Source organism: Streptomyces sp. NPDC058671 (assembly GCF_042716475.1).
Lineage (GTDB): Bacteria > Actinomycetota > Actinomycetes > Streptomycetales > Streptomycetaceae > Streptomyces.
Genome location: NZ_JBHXSA010000001.1, coordinates 249,332 through 266,055, shown reverse-complemented (window position 1 = coordinate 266,055; position 16,724 = coordinate 249,332). Strand labels below are relative to the sequence as shown.

The window sequence follows — 16,724 nt, the reverse complement described above, 5'->3', positions numbered from 1 at the left end:
CACGCCCGCACGGGTCTAGTCGTCGTCGCCTTCGAGGTCGCCCTCGGTCTCCAGGAACACCTGGCGCAGGGCGGCCAGCGTCTCCGGGTCCGGCTTCTCCCACATGCCGCGCGACTCGGCTTCGAGGAGCCGCTCCGCGATGCCGTGCAGCGCCCACGGGTTGGCCTCCTTCAGGAAGGCCTGGTTCTCCGGGTCGAGGACGTACTCCTGCGTCAGCTTGTCGTACATCCAGTCGGCGACCACGCCGGTCGTGGCGTCGTACCCGAAGAGGTAGTCGACCGTCGCCGCCAGCTCGAACGCGCCCTTGTAGCCGTGGCGGCGCATCGCCTCGATCCAGCGCGGGTTGACGACACGCGCGCGGAAGACCCGGGAGGTCTCCTCGACGAGCGTGCGGGTGCGGACGGTCTCCGGGCGGGTCGAGTCCCCGATGTACGCCTCGGGGGCCGTGCCCTTCAGGGCGCGGACCGTGGCCACCATGCCGCCGTGGTACTGGAAGTAGTCGTCCGAGTCCGCGATGTCGTGCTCGCGGGTGTCGGTGTTCTTCGCGGCGACCGCGATCCGCTTGTACGCCGTCTCCATCTCGGCCCGCGCCGGGCGCCCTTCGAGCCCGCGCCCGTACGCGTACCCGCCCCACACCGTGTACACCTCGGCGAGGTCCGCGTCCGTCCGCCAGTCGCGCGAGTCGATCAGCTGGAGGATGCCCGCGCCGTACGTGCCGGGCCGGGAGCCGAAGATACGGGTGGTGGCGCGCCGCTCGTCGCCGTGCTCGGCGAGATCGGCCTGCGCGTGCGCCCGTACGAAGTTCTCCGAAGCGGGCTCGTCCAGGGCCGCCACGAGCCGTACGGCGTCGTCCAGGAGGCCGATGACGTGCGGGAACGCGTCCCGGAAGAAGCCCGAGATGCGCAGCGTGACGTCGACGCGCGGGCGGCCCAGCTCCTCCAGGGGGATGGGTTCGAGGCCGTTCACCCGGCGCGAGGCCTCGTCCCACAGCGGGCGGACGCCGAGCAGCGCGAGCGCCTCCGCCACGTCGTCGCCCGCGGTGCGCATGGCGCTGGTGCCCCACAGGGAGAGGCCCACGGACGTCGGCCACTCCCCGTTGTCGGTGCGGTAGCGCTCCAGGAGGGAGTCGGCGAGCGCCTGCCCGGTCTCCCAGGCCAGCCGGGACGGCACGGCCTTCGGGTCGACCGAGTAGAAGTTCCGGCCGGTCGGCAGGACGTTGACCAGACCGCGCAGCGGCGAGCCGGACGGGCCCGCCGGGACGAAGCCGCCGTTCAGGGCGTGCACGGCGTGCGTCAGCTCGTCGGTGGTGGCGGCCAGGCGCGGCACGACCTGCTCACAGGCGAAGCGGAGCACGGCGTGCACCTCGGCGCCGTAGGCGGCGGCCACGGTCGGGACGGCGTCCACGGACCACTGCGCCGCCTCCATCGCCTCGACCAGCTCGCGGGCCTTCGCCTCCGCCTCGTCGGCGGTCGTGCGGGTCGCGGCCGACTCGTCCAGGCCGAGCGCCTCGCGCAGGCCCGGGAGCGCCTGCGTACCGCCCCAGATCTGGCGGGCGCGCAGGATGGAGAGGACCAGGTTGACGCGGCCCTCACCCTCCGGGGCGCCGCCGAGGACGTGCAGACCGTCGCGGATCTGGGCGTCCTTGACCTCGCACAGCCAGCCGTCGACGTGCAGCAGGAAGTCGTCGAAGCCGTCGTCCTCCGGGCGCTCCTGGAGGCCGAGGTCGTGGTCGAGCTTGGCGGCCTGGATCAGCGTCCAGATCTGGGCGCGGATCGCGGGCAGCTTCGCCGGGTCCATGGAGGAGATCTGCGCGTACTCGTCGAGCAGCTGCTCCAGGCGCGCGATGTCGCCGTACGAGTCGGCGCGGGCCATCGGCGGCACCAGGTGGTCGACGAGGGTCGCGTGGACGCGCCGCTTGGCCTGGGTGCCCTCGCCCGGGTCGTTGACGAGGAACGGGTAGATCAGCGGGATGTCGCCGAGGGCCGCGTCGGGGCCGCAGGCGGCGGACAGGCCGGCGTTCTTGCCGGGCAGCCACTCCAGGTTGCCGTGCTTGCCCAGGTGGACCATGGCGTCGGCGCCGAAACCGCCGTCCTCGGTGCGGGCGGCGATCCAGCGGTAGGCGGCCAGGTAGTGGTGGGACGGCGGGAGATCGGGGTCGTGGTAGATCGCGATCGGGTTCTCGCCGAAGCCGCGCGGCGGCTGGATCAGGATGAGGAGGTTCCTGCGCCGCAGCGCCGCCAGGACGATGTCGCCCTCCGGGTTGCGGGAGCGGTCGAGGAACATCTCGCCGGGCGGCGGGCCCCAGTGCTCCTCGACGTGCGTCCGCAGCTCCTCGGGGAGCGTCGCGTACCAGCGCTTGTAGTCGGCGGCCGGGATGCGGACCGGGTTGCGGGCGAGCTGCTCCTCCGTCAGCCAGTCCTGGTCGTGGCCGCCGGCCTCGATCAGGGCGTAGATGAGCTCGTCGCCGTCGCCGGAGACGAGGCCGGGAAGCTCCTCGGCGGGCCCGAAGTCGTACCCCTCGGCGATCAGTCGGCGCAGGAGGGAGACGGCGGAGGCGGGGGTGTCGAGGCCGACGGCGTTGCCGATGCGGGAGTGCTTCGTCGGGTACGCGGAGAGGACGAGGGCCAGCTTCTTCCCGGCGTTCGGGATGTGCCGGAGCCGGGCGTGCCGGACGGCGATCCCGGCGACGCGGGCGGCGCGTTCGGCGTCGGCCACGTACGCGGGCAGACCGTCCTCGTCGATCTCCTTGAAGGAGAACGGGACGGTGATCAGGCGGCCGTCGAACTCGGGCACGGCGACCTGGCTGGCGGCGTCCAGCGGCGAGAGGCCCTCGTCGTTCTCCTCCCACGCGGACCGCGAACCGGTCAGGCACAGCGCCTGGAGGATCGGCACGTCGAGCGCGGCGAGCGCCCCCGCGTCCCAGGCCTCCTCGTCGCCGCCGGCCTGCGCCTGCGCCGGCTTGGTGCCGCCCGCCGCGAGGACGGTCGTGACGATGGCGTCGGCGCCACGGAGGGTGTCGAGCAGCTCCGGCTCGGGGGCGCGCAGGGACGCGACGTACAGCGGGAGCGGCCGCGCGCCGGCGTCCTCGATCGCGTCGCACAGGGTGCCGATGAAGCCGGTGTTGCCGCTCATGTGGTGGGCGCGGTAGTAGAGCACGGCGATGGCCGGGCCGCTCTCGTTCCGCGCGGTCCGGTCGAGCGGGCCCCAGGTGGGGGCGGCGGCCGGGGCCTCGAAGCCGTGGCCGGTGAGCAGGACGGTGTCCGAGAGGAAGCGGGCCAGCTGCTCCAGGTTCCCCGGGCCGCCGTGCGCGAGGTAGGCGTGGGCCTCGGTGGCGACGCCGATGGGGACGGTGGAGGCCTCCATCAGCTGTGCGTCGGGGGCCTGTTCGCCGCTGAGGACGACCACGGGCCTTCCGGCGGCGCGGACCGCGTCCAGCCCCTCCTCCCAGGAACGCAGACCGCCGAGGAGCCGGACGACGACGAGGTCGACGCCGTCCAGGAGGGCGGGCAGGTCGGAGAGGGGGAGACGGGCGGGGTTGGCGAAGCGGTACTCCACCGGGCCGCCGGCCGAGGCAGCGTTCGCCGCGCGGGCGCTGAGCAGGTCGGTGTCGGAGTGCGACAGCAGCAGAAGCATGGCGAGCGCAGGCCTTCCTCGGGGTTGTCCGCGCCCCGGGTGGTCGTATGGGTCGGGGCCTCCCCTGCTCGGGCGAAGCCGAGACCTCGGGGAAGGGAGTTCCTGACTCACCGTCCCCGAAGTGCGTCGCTGCGCACAGCCGGACCGGCTCACAGTGGCGGGACCGCGCCGGAGTCTCACCGGGCTTCCTCCCCGGGGTCCGGGGACCCCATGCCGATCTGCATCCTAGATCGTGCGGTGGAGGGGCGGGACGGGCCACCGAGTCGACCTGATCACACCCGGTGGCCGCCCGGTTCCCCGTATGTATGCTCGCCGCCATGCCGCCCACCCCAGCCACGACGCCCGATCCGGGCGAAGCTCGTATACGGGACCGTGGCGACGCCTGCCCGGGGGCGCTGCGCCTGCATCCCGCCGAGGACGGCCGCCTGGCCCGACTGCGGCTTCCCGCAGGTTTCCTGACGGCTCATCAGGTCACGACGCTCGCGACCGCGGCGGAGACCCTGGGCGACGGCCGGATCAGCATCACCTCGCGCGGCAACGCGGAGCTGCGGGGCCTCGCGGACGACTGCGGGGCGGCGCTCGCGGCGCTCCTCGCGGACGCGGGCCTGCTGCCCTCCCCCACCCACGAGCGCGTCCGCAACATCGTCGCCTCGCCCACCGCGGGACTCGACGGACTCGGCTACGCGGACGTGCAGTTGTGGGCGCGCGGACTGGACGCCGCACTGTGCGCCGAGCCCCGGGCGGCGTCCCTCTCGGGACGGTTCCTGTTCGTCCTGGACGACGGTCGCGGCGACGTGGCCCCGCTCGGCGGGGATGTGAGCTTGGTCGCAGACGAGGGCGGATCCGTCCTGCTGCACCTGGGGCCGCAGGTCTTCCGGCTCGCCGCCGCCGACGCCGTCCGCGCCGCCCTCGCCACCGCCCTCGCGTTCCTCGACGCGGCCGAGGCGGCCGGGAACGGGGCCTGGCGACCCCGCGAACTGCCCGACGCGCACGTGCCGGACTGGGCCCGCGCCCTGGCCGCCGCCGGGATCGCGGCCGAACCCGTACCCGTACCCGCACCACCGCTGCCCGTGTCCCGGCCGCCGGCACCCGGGGTGCTCGGCGCCGACGCGCTGTACGTCCTCGCGCCGCTCGGCCGGCTGACCGCCGCTCAGCTACGGGCCCTGCTGCCGGCCGACGAGGTGCGGCTGACGCCTTGGCGCGGCGCGGTCGTCGTCGGCCCCACGGGCCCTGCGGAAGCCGGCCCCACCGGGGCGGCGGAAGCGGGCCCCACCAGGCCGGCGGAAGCGGCCCGCACCGGGTCGGCCGTCGACGGACCCGCCGACCGGCTCGCCCGCCTCGCGGCGTACGGGCTGATCACCCGGTCCGACGACCCCGGCGCCGGGGTCACCGTCTGTACCGGCCGGCACGGGTGCGCCAAGTCCCTCGCCGACGTACGGGCGGACGCCCGCGCCGTGCCCGCGGGGCCGGTGCCCGTGCACTTCTCCGGATGCGCACGCGGCTGCGGACACCCGTACGGCGACTGGATCGAGGTCCTCGCCACCGGCGACGACACCTACCGGGTGGACGGCGTCCCCACCCCCCGCGCCTCCCTGCCCGCAGCGGTCGGAGCGGCCCGTACCCCTGTCGACCACACGCCCCCCACGTCCCACACGAGATGAGCGAGAGCGACACCATGTTCGACTACGAGAAGGACGGGGCGGAGATCTACCGCCGGTCCTTTGCCACGATCCGCGCCGAGGCGGATCTCGCGGGCCTGCCCGCCGACGTCGCCCAGGTGGCGGTCCGGATGATCCATGCCTGCGGCATGACCGACCTCGTGCGGGACATCGCCTACTCCCCCGGCGTGGTCGCCAGCGCCCGCGCCGCCCTCCGGGCCGGCGCGCCGATCCTGTGCGACGCCCAGATGGTCGCGAGCGGCGTCACCCGCAGGCGGCTGCCCGCCGACAACGAGGTGGTCTGCACGCTCTCGGACCCGTCCGTGCCGGACCTGGCCGCCGAGCTCGGCACCACCCGCTCCGCCGCCGCCCTCGAACTGTGGCGGGACCGCCTCGAAGGCTCCGTCGTCGCCATCGGCAACGCGCCCACCGCCCTCTTCCACCTCCTGCAGATGATCGCCGAGGGCGCGGGGAAGCCCGCCGCCGTCCTCGGCATACCGGTCGGCTTCATCGGCGCCGCCGAGTCCAAGGACGCCCTCGCCGCCCAGGACCTCGGCCTCGAACACCTCGTCGTGCGGGGCCGGCGCGGCGGCAGCGCGATGACGGCCGCCGCGATCAACGCGATCGCCCACGAAGCGGAGATCCAGCAGTGACCGCCACCGGAAAGCTCTACGGCGTCGGCCTCGGCCCCGGCGACCCGGACCTCATGACGGTGGCGGCCGTGAAGGCCATCGCCGCCGCCGACGTGATCGCGTACCACTCGGCCCGCCACGGCCGCTCCATCGCCCGCTCGATCGCCGCCGAGCACCTCCGCGCGGACCACATCGAGGAGCGGCTGATGTATCCGCTCACGGTGGAGACCACGGACCACCCCGGCGGCTACCGGGGCGCCCTGGACGACTTCTACGAGGAGGCGTCGGCCCGCCTCGCCGCGCACCTCGACGCGGGGCGCACGGTCGCCGTCCTCGCCGAGGGCGACCCGCTGTTCTACGGCTCGTACCAGCACATGCACAAGCGGCTCGCGCACCGCTACGACACGACCGTCATCCCCGGCGTCACGTCCGTCAGCGCCGCCGCCGCCCGCCTCGGCGAACCGTTGTGCGAGGCGGAGGAGGTCCTCACGATCATCCCCGGCACCCTGCCGGAGGACGAGCTGACGGCCCGGCTCGCGGGCACCGACTCGGCGGTCGTGATGAAGCTCGGCCGCACCTTCCCCACCGTGCGACGGGCCCTGGAGCGGGCCGGGCGGCTCGACGACGCCCGGTACGTGGAGCGGGCGTTCATGGCGGGTGAGCGGACCGGCGACCTCGCCGACGTCGACCCGGACTCCGTCCCCTACTTCTCCGTCGCCGTCCTGCCCTCCCGCATCGACCAGGAGCCACCCGTACGGGACCGGGGCGAGGTCGTCGTCGTCGGCACCGGCCCGGCCGGCGCGCCCTGGCTCACCCCCGAGTCGCGCGGCGCGCTGGTGAACGCCGACGTCCTCGTCGGCTACACCACCTACCTGGACCGGGTGCCTGTCCTGCGCGCCGGACAGATCCGCCACGGCTCCGACAACAAGGTGGAGTCCGAGCGGGCCGAGTTCGCGCTCGACCTGGCCCGGCGCGGCCACCGGGTCGCGGTCGTCTCCGGCGGCGACCCGGGCGTCTTCGCGATGGCGACGGCGGTCCTCGAAGTGGCCTGCGAACCGGCGTACGCCGACGTACCCGTACGGGTCCTCCCGGGGGTGACCGCGGCCAACGCGGCCGCCGCCGCCGCCGGAGCCCCCCTGGGCCACGACTACGCGACGATCTCGCTGTCCGACCGGCTCAAGCCCTGGGACGTCATCGAGGCCCGGCTGCGGGCCGCGGCCTCGGCCGACCTGGTCCTCGCCCTCTACAACCCGGGGTCGAAGTCCCGTACCCACCAGGTGGCCGCCGCCCGCGACCTCCTGCTCGAACTCCGCCCGCCCGAGACCCCGGTGGTCGTCGCCCGAGACGTGGGCGGCCCCGAACAGTCGGTGCGCGTGGTGACCCTGAAGACCCTGGAACCGTCCGAGGTCGACATGCGCACCCTGCTCCTCATCGGCTCGTCCCAGACCCGCGCGGTGCGGCGGGCCGACGGCCGGACGATCACCTGGACGCCCCGCCGGTACGGGTGAGCCGGCCTGCCGGAGCGGCTACGAGCCGCTCCGGGTGAACGTCCCCAGGCCCTCCTGGTCCAGGTACTCGACGCGGACGGTCCTCCCGTCCGGGGAGAAGGTGACGCCGGTGGGGCCGACGGCGTTCTCCCCGCGCGTCGGGAAGCTGAACGTGTTCCCGTCGTAGTGCGTGAGCCGGTACGACTGGGGCTCCGGTCCCAGTCGCAGGACCAGGCCGCCGCCCTCCTCTGCGACCGTGAGCGGGCCGAAGTAGTCGTTGGCGTACGTGCCGGTGTAGGCGTCGGCGGCCTTCGCGGGGGCGGGATCGGCGGGCCGCTTCGTGTAGTCCGTCTCGGACCGGTCCGCGTCCGCCTGCTGCTGGTAGACGCCGTCGAGGAGCGGCACCCAGTCCCGGCTGGGCTTCCCGTTCTGCACGGTGTCGAAGAAGTCGAGGGCGACGGCGTCCGCGACGCCGACCGGCGCCCCGTTGGTGAGGACGACGATCCCCAGCTGCTCGCCCGGCAGCATCGTGACGTTGGTGTGGGCGCCGAGCGCGAACGCGCCGGTGTGCGAGAGCCGCAGCCGGCCCTCGTCGTCGTACGCCACGTTCCAGCCGAGGCCGTAGAAGCCGGTCCGGCCCGCCGGGGCGTGCGGGGGCGAGGCGACGCTCTCGGGGTGGTGGGTGAGGTCGAGGGCCTCGGCGTCGACGATCTTCTTCCCGTCCAGCGTGCCGTTCGCGAGCTGGAGCCGCAGCCAGGTCGCCATGTCACGGGCGGAGGAGCTGACGCCGCCCGCCGGGGACTGGGCGTCCGGGTCGCGTACGGACGCCTTCCAGGTGCCGTCGGACTCCTTCACATGGCCGACGGCCCGGTCGGCGTTCGAGGCGAAGTCCTGGAAGCGGGAGCTGGTGTCGTTCATGCCGGCGGGCTTGTAGAGGGTGTCCTCGGAGAGCTTCTCCCACGGCACGCCCTTCTCCGCGGCGACGGCCTCGGCGGCCGCCGTCAGCCCGAAGTTCGTGTACGCGTAGCTCGCGCGGAACGGCGCCAGGGCCTCGTACCGCAGGTGGGACAGGATGTACTCCTGGTCGTAGCCGAGGTCCTCCAGGAGGTCGCCCGCGTGGTCGGGCAGACCGCTGCGGTGCGAGAACAGGTCGGCGACCGTCACATGGGAGCTGACCCACGGGTCCTTCAGGCGGAACTCGGGCAGCTCGGGGGCGACGGGCCGCTGCCAGCCCTCGACGCCGACGGCTCCCGCGACGACGGTCGAGGCGATCGGTTTCGACACGGAGGCCAGCTGGAAGACGGTGTCGGCGTCGACGCGGGCCGTCTTGCCCACCTCGCGCACCCCGTACCCCTTGAGGTGGACGACCTCGTCCTCGTACACGACGGCGACGGACACCCCGGGCAGCCCGGTGCGTTTCATCATCGCCGCGACGTCGGCGTCGATCCGCCCGACGGCCCGGTCCACGTCCGCCCGGTCGAGCACGGGCGGCGGCTGCGCGGGCGGCGGTTCGGGTGTCGGGGAGGGGGAGGGGCTCGGCGCGGCACCCAGAAGCGCCACGAGCCCCGCCGTGGCAAGCCATCGGACGGTACCCATCACTCCATTGAACGCCGGGCGGGATCGGCTGTCGCGCGGAAGGAACCGGTCGGTAGAGTGCGCCTCCGGCGGAACATGGGGCACCGCCGGCACGGACGGTGTCCTGGAGTGGGACGCCAACACGGAGCCCGACCTCGAACGGTACGACCTGTTCAAGGGCGAGTTCTGGGCGGACGAGGAGGAGCCCGGCGGCGGCGTGTGGGTCTTCCACCACGTCGACTACATTCCGGCGGCGGCCACCTCGCACCTCATCGCGTCCACGCCGGACGGCGACCGGTACCGCTTCGGCGTCGTCGCAGTCGACAAGTGGGGCAACACGCTCGCCACCGACCTCGAGGACGTGTCCTGGGTCGAGGTCGAGGAACTCCCCGCCGGCTGACCCTCAGCCACGCCGCACCCACCCGGCGGCCTCCGCCGGGGTCGTCGCCACCGGGACGTCCGGCGGGACCGGGGGGCGGCGGACCAGGACGACCGGGATGCCGGCCTCACGGGCCGCCCGGAGCTTCGGGGCCGTCGCCGCGCCGCCGCTGTCCTTCGTCACCAGGACGTCGATCCGGTGGCGGCGCAGCAGCTCCCGCTCGCCGTCCAGGGCGAACGGCCCCCGGTCGAGCAGGATCTCGGCGCGGACCGGCACGGGGGCCTCCGGGGCGTCCACCGAGCGGACCAGGAACCATTCCGGGCGGTCCGCGAAGGCCGCGAGGCCCATGCGGCCCGTCGTCAGGAAGACGCGGTCGCCGAGGCCGTCCAGGGCGCGGGCCGCGTCGTCCAGGGACGGCACCTCGTGCCAGTCGTCGCCCTCCACCGGGACCCAGCCTGGGCGGCGCAGCGCGAGCAGGGGAACATGGGCGGTGGCGGCCGCCCCGGCCGCGTTGAAGCTGATCCGCTCGGCGAAGGGATGCGTGGCGTCGATGACCGCGTCCACCGCGTGCTCCCGCAGCCACTCCGCCAGTCCTTCGGCCCCGCCGAAACCGCCGATCCTGACCTCCCCGGCCGGCAGCCGGGGGCTCGCCACCCGCCCCGCGAGGGAGCTGGTGACCCGGGCCTCGCCGTGCAGCAGGCCCGCGAGGGCGCGGGCCTCGGCGGTCCCCCCGAGAATGAGTACGTGCACCACAGGAGCCCTTTCGTGACGTCAGGCGGGCGTGAGGCCCAACTCAAGCACACCGGCCTCCGCCCCGGCTGGACGACGGGTGCCTGCGCGACGGCGGCGACGACGGCCGCGTACACGGCGCTCCTGACCGGTGATTTCCCCGACCCGGTGACGATCACGCTGCCGAAGGGCCAGAGGCCGTCGTTCGCGCTGACGGCGGAGTCCCTCCGCTCGGGCACGGCCATGGCGGCCGTGGTCAAGGACGCGGGCGACGACCCGGACGTCACGCACGGGGCGGTGATCCGGGCGACGGTACGGCTCCTGCCGCCGGGCTCGGGTGTGGTCTTCCGGGCGGGCGAGGGCGTCGGCACGGTCACCCTGCCGGGCCTGCCCCTGGACGTGGGCGAGCCGGCGATCAATCCGGTGCCCCGGCAGCTGATGCGGGAGCACGTCGCCGAGGTCGCGGCCCGGCACGGCGGCACCGGGGACGTCGAGATCACCGTGTCCGTCGACCACGGCGCCGAGATCGCCCGCTCCACCTGGAACCCCCGGATCGGCATCCTCGGCGGCCTGTCGATCCTCGGCACGACGGGCGTCGTCGTCCCGTACTCGTGCTCGGCGTGGATCGACTCCATCCGCCGGGGCGTGGACGTGGCCCGCGCGGGCGGCCTCACCCATGTGGCGGGCTGTACGGGCTCCACCTCCGAGCGCACGGTCAGCGGGCTGTACGAGCTGCCGGAGATCGCCCTGCTCGACATGGGCGACTTCGCGGGCGCGGTCCTCAAGTACATCCGCCGCCATCCGGTCGACCGCCTCACGATCTGCGGCGGCTTCGCGAAGCTGTCCAAGCTGGCCGCGGGCCATCTGGACCTCCACTCGGCCCGCTCCCAGGTCGACAAGGCCTTCCTCGCGGACCTGGCCCGCACGGGAGGCGCGTCGGAGGCCCTGGCGGCGGAGATCACCGGGGCGAACACGGGCCTCGCCGCCCTCCGCCTCTGTGAGTCCGCCGGCGTGCCCCTCGGCGACCTGGTCGCCGCCCGAGCCCGCGACGAGTCCCTGGCGGTCCTGCGCGGCGCCCCGGTCGCGGTCGACGTCATCTGCGTCGACCGCGCGGGGACGGTGGTGGGCCGGTCGGAGACGGCGGGACCGGGACCGGGCGCGGGGGCAGGGGCGGACGCCTAGCCGGGTCTTTCGTTCGGATCACCTCGAACCGGCGGGCGGCCGTGTAGCGCTCGATGAAACGGGCCGCCGCCGGCGCCCTGCGCGCCCCGGCACGCGCCGATCGAATTTCCCGAGCCGTGGTCTCCGGGTACTACGTGCTGCTGCCCGGGTACCCGATCTCGTCGGCGTCCTCGGCGAGGTCCGCGAGCGTCAGCTCCGGGTCGAGCGCCGCGACGATCTCGGGCGTGAGCGGGCGCAGGGCGAGGACGTGGCGTACGGCTACGAGGTCGACCGGGCGCTCGTAGTGGTCCGCGGCCCACTCCGCGTACGCCTCCGCCGTGCGGTTCGTGAGCAGGTGGAGGAAGCGGCCCGCGCCGTCCGGGTCCTCGTGGTCCTCCACGCCGGTGAACTCGACCGGGCCCGTGTGCCAGGCCGTGTCCCCGGTCTCGCGCCACAGGCAGGCGGTGGTCACGTGGATCCCGTCCTCGTCCGTGAACGCGGGTTCGGTGAGGTACTCCCGGAAGGCCTCCGGGACCCCGTCGAGCACCCCGGGCCAGGTCCGGCCGTCGGCGAGCGGCCCGAACGGGCTCAGCGGCGACTCGTGGTCGAAGACGCGCGCGAACACCCCCGCGGGGGAGAGGACGATCGTGTACTCGCCGCCCTGGCCGTCCTTCATCGACGCCAGCTGTTCGGTCTCGGACCAGTGCGCGTCGAAGGAGTAGTACCGGCGCTCCCACTCCGGGCTCAGCACGGCCTCCAGCATGGCGAGCCCCCGGCTGTGGTCGCGCAGTTCCTCGATGCCCGGCAGCGCCCGGGCCACGTCGTAGACGGTCATGGGTCCATTCAAGGCCACGGCACCGACATGCGGCCCCCGGCTCCCGAACCTAGGCTGGCGAGGGCACAGCCCCGAGCGAGAGGGAGTCCCATGGCGAAGCGTGGCAACAAGCGTCGGGCCCGGAAGAAGAAGAGCGCGAACCACGGCAAGCGGCCGAACGCCTGACGCCGAGAACCTCCGGTCTCACGTCGAACGCCTGACGGCGAAGACCCGGTGATGTGCGGCGGGGCCCCGGGATCGGACTTCCCGGGGCCCCGCCGCATGCCCCCGCATGCCCCGCACGCCCCACGCCCCCGCGCGCCCCGTCGCGATCAGCAGGCGTGGCGGTCGCGGGACGGGTCGTACAGGTGGCTGTCGCGGAATTCCGAGGCCGCGAGGGTGCGGCCGACGAGGATGACGGCCGTCTTCGTGATGCCGGCCGCCTTCAGCCGGCCGGCGATGTCGTCGAGGGTGCCCCGCAGGACGAGTTCGTCGGGGCGGCTGGCCATGGCCACGACCGCGGCCGGGCAGTCGGCGCCGTAGTGGGGGAGGAGTTCGGCGACGACCCGGTCGACGTAGCGGGCGGCCAGGTGGAGGACGAGCAGGGCGCCGCTGCGGCCGAGGGTGGCGAGGTCCTCGCCCTCGGGCATGGGTGTGGCCTGCTGTGCGACACGGGTGAGGATGACCGTCTGGCCGACCGTGGGGACGGTCAGTTCCCGCTTCAGCGCGGCCGCAGCCGCCGCGAACGCGGGGACGCCCGGCACGACCTCGTACGGGATGCCGAGCGCGTCGAGCCGCCGCATCTGCTCGGCCATCGCGCTGAAGACGGACGGGTCGCCGGAGTGGAGGCGGGCCACGTCCTGGCCCGCGTCGTGCGCGGCGGCGATCTCGGCGACGATCCGGTCGAGGTCGAGGTCGGCCGTGTCGACGAGGCGCGTGTCGGGCCCGCACTCGGCGAGCAGTTCGGTGGGGACGAGCGAACCGGCGTACAGGCAGACCCCGCAGGACGCGAGCGTCCGCGCGCCGCGCAGGGTGATGAGGTCGGCCGCGCCGGGGCCCGCGCCGATGAAGTAGACGGTCATGCTCGTTCTCCTGGTTTGGTGACGGACCACTGCGTGACCGGCATCGCCTGGCGCCAGCCGGTGAAGCCGCCGACGGGGACGGCGGAGGCGACGGCGAGCCGGACCAGTTCGCCGCCGTGGCGGCGGTAGCGGTCGGCGAGCAGCGCCTCGGACTCGAGCGTCACGGTGTTGGCGACGAGCCGGCCGCCGGCGGGGAGCGCGTCCCAGCAGGCGTCGAGGAGGCCGGGGGCGGTGAGGCCGCCGCCGATGAAGATCGCGTCGGGGGAGGCGAGTCCGGAGAGCGCCTCGGGGGCCGGGCCGGTGATCACGCGCAGGCCGGGGACGCCGAGGGCGTCGGCGTTGCGTCCGATGCGTTCCGCCCGCTGCGGGGACTTCTCGACGGTGATCGCCCGGCAGGAGCGGTGGGCTCGCATCCATTCGACGCCGATGGAGCCGGAGCCGCCGCCGATGTCCCAGAGGAGTTCGCCGGGGGCGGGGGCGAGGGCGGCGAGGGTGGCGGCGCGGACGTACCGCTTGGTGAGCTGCCCGTCGTGCTCGTACGCCTCGTCCGGCAGGCCGGGGACGGCGCCGAGCCGGAGGGTGCCGGGGTCGCGTACGCAGTCGAGGGCGAGGACGTGGAGGGCGTCGGTCCGCTCGTGGGGCCAGTCGGCGGCGGTCGCGTCGAGGATCCGCTCGCGGTCGCCGCCGAGCTGTTCCAGGACCCGGATCCGGGTGCCGCCCCAGCCGGTGTCCCGGAGGCGCGCCGCGACCTGCGCGGGAGTCGCGGGTCCTTCGCCGAGGACGAGGAGCCGGCGGCCGGGGTGGAGGGCGGCCGAGAGCGCGGCGAGGGGCCGGGCGACGAGGGAGAGGGTCTCGGTGTCCTCCAGGGGCCAGCCGAGCCGGGCGCAGGCGTACGAGACGGAGGACGGGTGCGGGTGGATCCGGAGGCGGTCGGCGCCGACGGCCTCGGCGAGGGTGCGGCCGATGCCGTAGAAGGACGGGTCGCCGCTGGCGAGGACGGCGACGGCGCGGTCCTGGTGGGTTGCGAGCAGTCCGGGGACGGCGGGGCGGAGCGGGGACGGCCAGGTGATCCGTTCGCCGGGGCAGGCGTCGCGGGGGAGCAGGTCGAGCTGGCGGGGGGCGCCGATGAGGACCTCGGCGGTGCCGAGGGCGCGGCGGGAGGCCGCGGGGAGCCCGTCCCAGCCGTCCGCGCCGATTCCGACGACCGCTATCGCACCGTTCACGTCGGGGACTCTACGGGAGGCCTCCGGACCGCTCGGAGGAGAGGATCGGAATAGAGGAGGGGGGCGCGCCGTTGGACGTGGTAGTTTAACCTTCAACCAAGAGGGTTTAAGGTTCAACCAACGCCGCGAGGCGCGAAACACCGCGAGAGGTGAGCACGATGCAGTTCGGGATCTTCACCGTCGGCGACGTGACGACCGACCCCACCACCGGCCGCACCCCCACCGAGCACGAGCGGATCAAGAACACCGTCGCCATCGCGCTCAAGGCCGAGGAGGTCGGGCTCGACGTCTTCGCGACCGGCGAGCACCACAACCCGCCGTTCGTACCGTCCTCCCCCACCACCCTCCTCGGGCACATCGCGGCCCGCACCGAGCACCTGATCCTGTCCACCTCCACGACCCTCATCACCACCAACGACCCGGTGAAGATCGCCGAGGACTACGCGACCCTCCAGCACCTCGCCGACGGCCGCGTGGACCTGATGATGGGCCGCGGCAACACCGGCCCGGTCTACCCGTGGTTCGGACAGGACATCCGCCAGGGCATCCCGCTCGCCATCGAGCACTACGCGCTCCTCCACAGGCTGTGGAGGGAGGACGTCGTCGACTGGGAGGGCACGTTCCGCAGCGCCCTCCAGGGCTTCACCTCCACCCCGCGCCCGCTCGACGGCGTCCCGCCCTTCGTGTGGCACGGCTCCATCCGCTCCCCCGAGATCGCCGAGCAGGCCGCCTACTACGGTGACGGCTTCTTCGCGAACCACATCTTCTGGCCCAAGCAGCACACCGAGAAGATGGTCCGCCTCTACCGCCAGCGGTACGCGCACTACGGCCACGGCACCCCCGAGCAGGCGATCGTCGGCCTCGGCGGCCAGGTGTTCATGCGCAAGAACTCGCAGGACGCGGTACGGGACTTCCGCCCGTACTTCGACAACGCGCCCGTCTACGGCCACGGCCCGACCCTGGAGGAGTTCTCCCGGGAGACCCCGCTGACCGTCGGCTCGCCGCAGGAGGTCATCGAACGCACCCTGTCCTTCCGCGACTACGTGGGCGACTACCAGCGCCAGCTGTTCCTCGTCGACCACGCGGGACTGCCCCTCAAGACGGTCCTGGAGCAGCTCGACATCCTCGGCGAGGAGGTCGTCCCCGTGCTGCGCAAGGAGTTCGAGAGCCTGCGCCCCGCCGGCGTCCCCACCACCGCCCCGCTCCACCCCGCCGTACTCTCCCAGGAGGTCTGACACCATGCAGACGCTGAAGCTGGTCGCCGTCTCCGCCGGACTCAGCTCCCCCTCCTCCACCCGGCTGCTCACCGACCGGCTCCTCCAGGCCGCCCGGTACCGGCTCGCCGAGCAGGAGTACGCGGTCGACGTCCAGGTCGTCGAACTGCGCGACCTGGCCGTCGACATCGCGAAGAACCTCGTGACCGGCTTCCCCTCCGGGCGGCTCCAGGAGGCGATCGACGCGGTGACCGGCGCCGACGGGGTCATCGCCGTGACCCCGGTGTTCACGGCCTCGTACAGCGGACTGTTCAAGTCGTTCTTCGACCTGATCGACCCGGCCGCGCTCACCGGGACCCCGGTCCTCATCGGGGCGACCGGCGGCACCGCCCGCCACTCCCTGGTCCTGGACCACGCCCTGCGACCGCTCTTCGCCTACCTTCGGGCCCTCGTCGCGCCGACCGCCGTCTACGCGGCCTCGGAGGACTGGGGCTCGGGCGGGGACGACTACACGGACGGGCTGCCGTCCCGCGTCAACCGGGCAGGACGCGAGTTCGCGGACATGGTCGCGGCCCGGCCGGGCCGACGGGACGACGAGGACGAGATCGTCCCCTTCGAACGCCAACTGGCCGACCTGCGCCTCGACTGACCGGAACGCACGGCGGAAGGCCCCCTTCCCCACCGGACACCATGCGCCCGGCCGCCACCGGGCGCAGAATGCCCCCATGGACATCAAGCTGGAGCTCATCGGCGTGCCCGTCAGCGACATCGACCGGGCCAAGGCCTTCTACGAGCGGGTGGGGTTCCACACCGACCACGACATCCCGGTCAGCGACACCATCCGCTTCGTGCAGATGACCCCGCCCGGCTCGGCCTGCTCGATCGCCTTCGGCAAGGGCATCACCGAGATGGCCCCGGGCTCCCTCGACAACATGCAGGTCGTCGTCACGGACGTCGAGGAGGCCCACCGCGACCTCACCGCCCGGGGGATCGAGGTCAGCGGCATCGACGACCAGCCGTGGGGGTCGTTCGTCTACTTCGCCGACCCGGACGGCAACCGGTGGGCGGTCCAGCAGACCACCCCACGAGACCGGTGAGCGGGAGCCCACGCGGTCGACGACGGCGTGCGGGCGGAGC

At 73.8% G+C, this 16,724-nt stretch carries 15 protein-coding genes and 1 riboswitch; of the genes, 9 read left to right on the top strand and 6 right to left on the bottom strand.

All coding sequences use genetic code 11. The features are described from left to right. Window positions 1-15 precede the first annotated feature (15 nt). Entirely contained in the window at window positions 16-3,633 is a 3,618-nt protein-coding gene (cobN, locus tag ACFWV2_RS01145; protein ID WP_384399791.1) for a cobaltochelatase subunit CobN, read from the bottom strand. Between the two features lie 77 nt (window positions 3,634-3,710). Then, window positions 3,711-3,860, bottom strand: a riboswitch (cobalamin riboswitch). A gap of 78 nt (window positions 3,861-3,938) precedes the next feature. On the opposite strand from cobN, the gene ACFWV2_RS01140 reads away from it, so the two are divergent. Genes ACFWV2_RS01140 through ACFWV2_RS01130 form a run of 3 tightly spaced genes read left to right on the top strand, consistent with a single transcriptional unit; the run spans window position 3,939 to window position 7,431 of the window. Then, complete coding sequence (locus ACFWV2_RS01140; RefSeq protein ID WP_384399788.1) at window positions 3,939-5,294, top strand: cobalamin biosynthesis protein CobG; 1,356 nt, start codon at window positions 3,939-3,941, stop codon at window positions 5,292-5,294. After that, complete coding sequence (locus ACFWV2_RS01135) at window positions 5,291-5,944, top strand: precorrin-8X methylmutase (protein WP_360788531.1); 654 nt, start codon at window positions 5,291-5,293, stop codon at window positions 5,942-5,944. Before ACFWV2_RS01140 ends, ACFWV2_RS01135 begins: the two co-directional genes overlap by 4 nt. Further along, window positions 5,941-7,431 carry a precorrin-2 C(20)-methyltransferase gene (locus tag ACFWV2_RS01130; RefSeq protein ID WP_384399784.1) on the top strand — a complete coding sequence of 497 codons (1,491 nt, stop codon included), beginning with the start codon at window positions 5,941-5,943 and terminating at the stop codon, window positions 7,429-7,431. Before ACFWV2_RS01135 ends, ACFWV2_RS01130 begins: the two co-directional genes overlap by 4 nt. Before the next feature lie 18 nt (window positions 7,432-7,449). On the opposite strand, the gene ACFWV2_RS01125 is transcribed toward ACFWV2_RS01130, so the two are convergent. Next, window positions 7,450-9,006, bottom strand: a complete 1,557-nt coding sequence (locus ACFWV2_RS01125; protein ID WP_384399781.1) for a serine hydrolase — start codon at window positions 9,004-9,006, stop codon at window positions 7,450-7,452. Window positions 9,007-9,013: 7 nt separating this feature from the next. On the opposite strand from ACFWV2_RS01125, the gene ACFWV2_RS01120 reads away from it, so the two are divergent. Then, entirely contained in the window at window positions 9,014-9,385 is a 372-nt protein-coding gene (locus tag ACFWV2_RS01120) for a hypothetical protein (protein ID WP_384399778.1), read from the top strand. A 3-nt stretch (window positions 9,386-9,388) separates the two neighbouring features. Here ACFWV2_RS01120 and ACFWV2_RS01115 read toward each other — a convergent pair whose 3' ends face one another. Then, the gene (locus ACFWV2_RS01115; RefSeq protein ID WP_384399776.1) at window positions 9,389-10,114 is read right to left on the bottom strand and encodes a cobalt-precorrin-6A reductase; all 726 of its coding nucleotides are present in this window, start codon (window positions 10,112-10,114) and stop codon (window positions 9,389-9,391) included. A 15-nt stretch (window positions 10,115-10,129) separates the two neighbouring features. On the opposite strand from ACFWV2_RS01115, the gene ACFWV2_RS01110 reads away from it, so the two are divergent. Next, a complete protein-coding gene (locus ACFWV2_RS01110; protein WP_384399773.1) occupies window positions 10,130-11,275 on the top strand; it encodes a cobalt-precorrin-5B (C(1))-methyltransferase in 1,146 nt (381 codons plus the stop codon). 130 nt (window positions 11,276-11,405) lie between these two features. Here ACFWV2_RS01110 and ACFWV2_RS01105 read toward each other — a convergent pair whose 3' ends face one another. Then, window positions 11,406-12,089, bottom strand: a complete 684-nt coding sequence (locus tag ACFWV2_RS01105) for a hypothetical protein (RefSeq protein WP_384399770.1) — start codon at window positions 12,087-12,089, stop codon at window positions 11,406-11,408. Window positions 12,090-12,179: 90 nt separating this feature from the next. Between ACFWV2_RS01105 and ACFWV2_RS01100 the strand changes: the two genes are divergently transcribed. Further along, window positions 12,180-12,254 (top strand): 50S ribosomal protein bL37, encoded by a 75-nt coding sequence (locus ACFWV2_RS01100; protein ID WP_383431233.1) that lies wholly within the window; start codon window positions 12,180-12,182, stop codon window positions 12,252-12,254. Between the two features lie 146 nt (window positions 12,255-12,400). Here the strand turns inward: ACFWV2_RS01100 and cobM are convergent, their stop codons facing one another. Continuing rightward, the gene (gene cobM / locus ACFWV2_RS01095) at window positions 12,401-13,150 is read right to left on the bottom strand and encodes a precorrin-4 C(11)-methyltransferase (RefSeq protein WP_384399767.1); all 750 of its coding nucleotides are present in this window, start codon (window positions 13,148-13,150) and stop codon (window positions 12,401-12,403) included. Next, entirely contained in the window at window positions 13,147-14,373 is a 1,227-nt protein-coding gene (gene cbiE / locus ACFWV2_RS01090) for a precorrin-6y C5,15-methyltransferase (decarboxylating) subunit CbiE (RefSeq protein ID WP_384399764.1), read from the bottom strand. Before cbiE ends, cobM begins: the two co-directional genes overlap by 4 nt. Window positions 14,374-14,531: 158 nt before the next feature. On the opposite strand from cbiE, the gene ACFWV2_RS01085 reads away from it, so the two are divergent. The 3 genes from ACFWV2_RS01085 to ACFWV2_RS01075 all read left to right on the top strand — a co-directional run bounded on the left by ACFWV2_RS01085 (window position 14,532) and on the right by ACFWV2_RS01075 (window position 16,684). Further along, window positions 14,532-15,608, top strand: coding sequence for an LLM class flavin-dependent oxidoreductase (locus ACFWV2_RS01085; RefSeq protein ID WP_384399760.1), 1,077 nt, complete (start codon window positions 14,532-14,534; stop codon window positions 15,606-15,608). A 4-nt stretch (window positions 15,609-15,612) separates the two neighbouring features. After that, window positions 15,613-16,236: an FMN reductase gene (locus ACFWV2_RS01080; RefSeq protein ID WP_384399757.1), complete on the top strand. Its 624-nt coding sequence runs from the start codon at window positions 15,613-15,615 to the stop codon at window positions 16,234-16,236. Window positions 16,237-16,312: 76 nt separating this feature from the next. Further along, the gene (locus ACFWV2_RS01075) at window positions 16,313-16,684 is read left to right on the top strand and encodes a VOC family protein (protein ID WP_384399754.1); all 372 of its coding nucleotides are present in this window, start codon (window positions 16,313-16,315) and stop codon (window positions 16,682-16,684) included. Window positions 16,685-16,724: the final 40 nt, after the last annotated feature.

Bases quoted from the DNA above. Each gene is read 5' to 3' on its own strand.
- cobN (WP_384399791.1), bottom strand. From the start codon at position 3,633: ATGCTTCTGCTGCTGTCGCACTCCGACACCGACCTGCTCAGCGCCCGC.
- ACFWV2_RS01140 (WP_384399788.1), top strand. From the start codon at position 3,939: ATGCTCGCCGCCATGCCGCCCACCCCAGCCACGACGCCCGATCCGGGC.
- ACFWV2_RS01135 (WP_360788531.1), top strand. From the start codon at position 5,291: ATGAGCGAGAGCGACACCATGTTCGACTACGAGAAGGACGGGGCGGAG.
- ACFWV2_RS01125 (WP_384399781.1), bottom strand. From the start codon at position 9,006: ATGGGTACCGTCCGATGGCTTGCCACGGCGGGGCTCGTGGCGCTTCTG.
- ACFWV2_RS01105 (WP_384399770.1), bottom strand. From the start codon at position 12,089: ATGACCGTCTACGACGTGGCCCGGGCGCTGCCGGGCATCGAGGAACTG.
- cobM (WP_384399767.1), bottom strand. From the start codon at position 13,150: ATGACCGTCTACTTCATCGGCGCGGGCCCCGGCGCGGCCGACCTCATC.
- ACFWV2_RS01085 (WP_384399760.1), top strand. From the start codon at position 14,532: ATGCAGTTCGGGATCTTCACCGTCGGCGACGTGACGACCGACCCCACC.
- ACFWV2_RS01080 (WP_384399757.1), top strand. From the start codon at position 15,613: ATGCAGACGCTGAAGCTGGTCGCCGTCTCCGCCGGACTCAGCTCCCCC.
- ACFWV2_RS01075 (WP_384399754.1), top strand. From the start codon at position 16,313: ATGGACATCAAGCTGGAGCTCATCGGCGTGCCCGTCAGCGACATCGAC.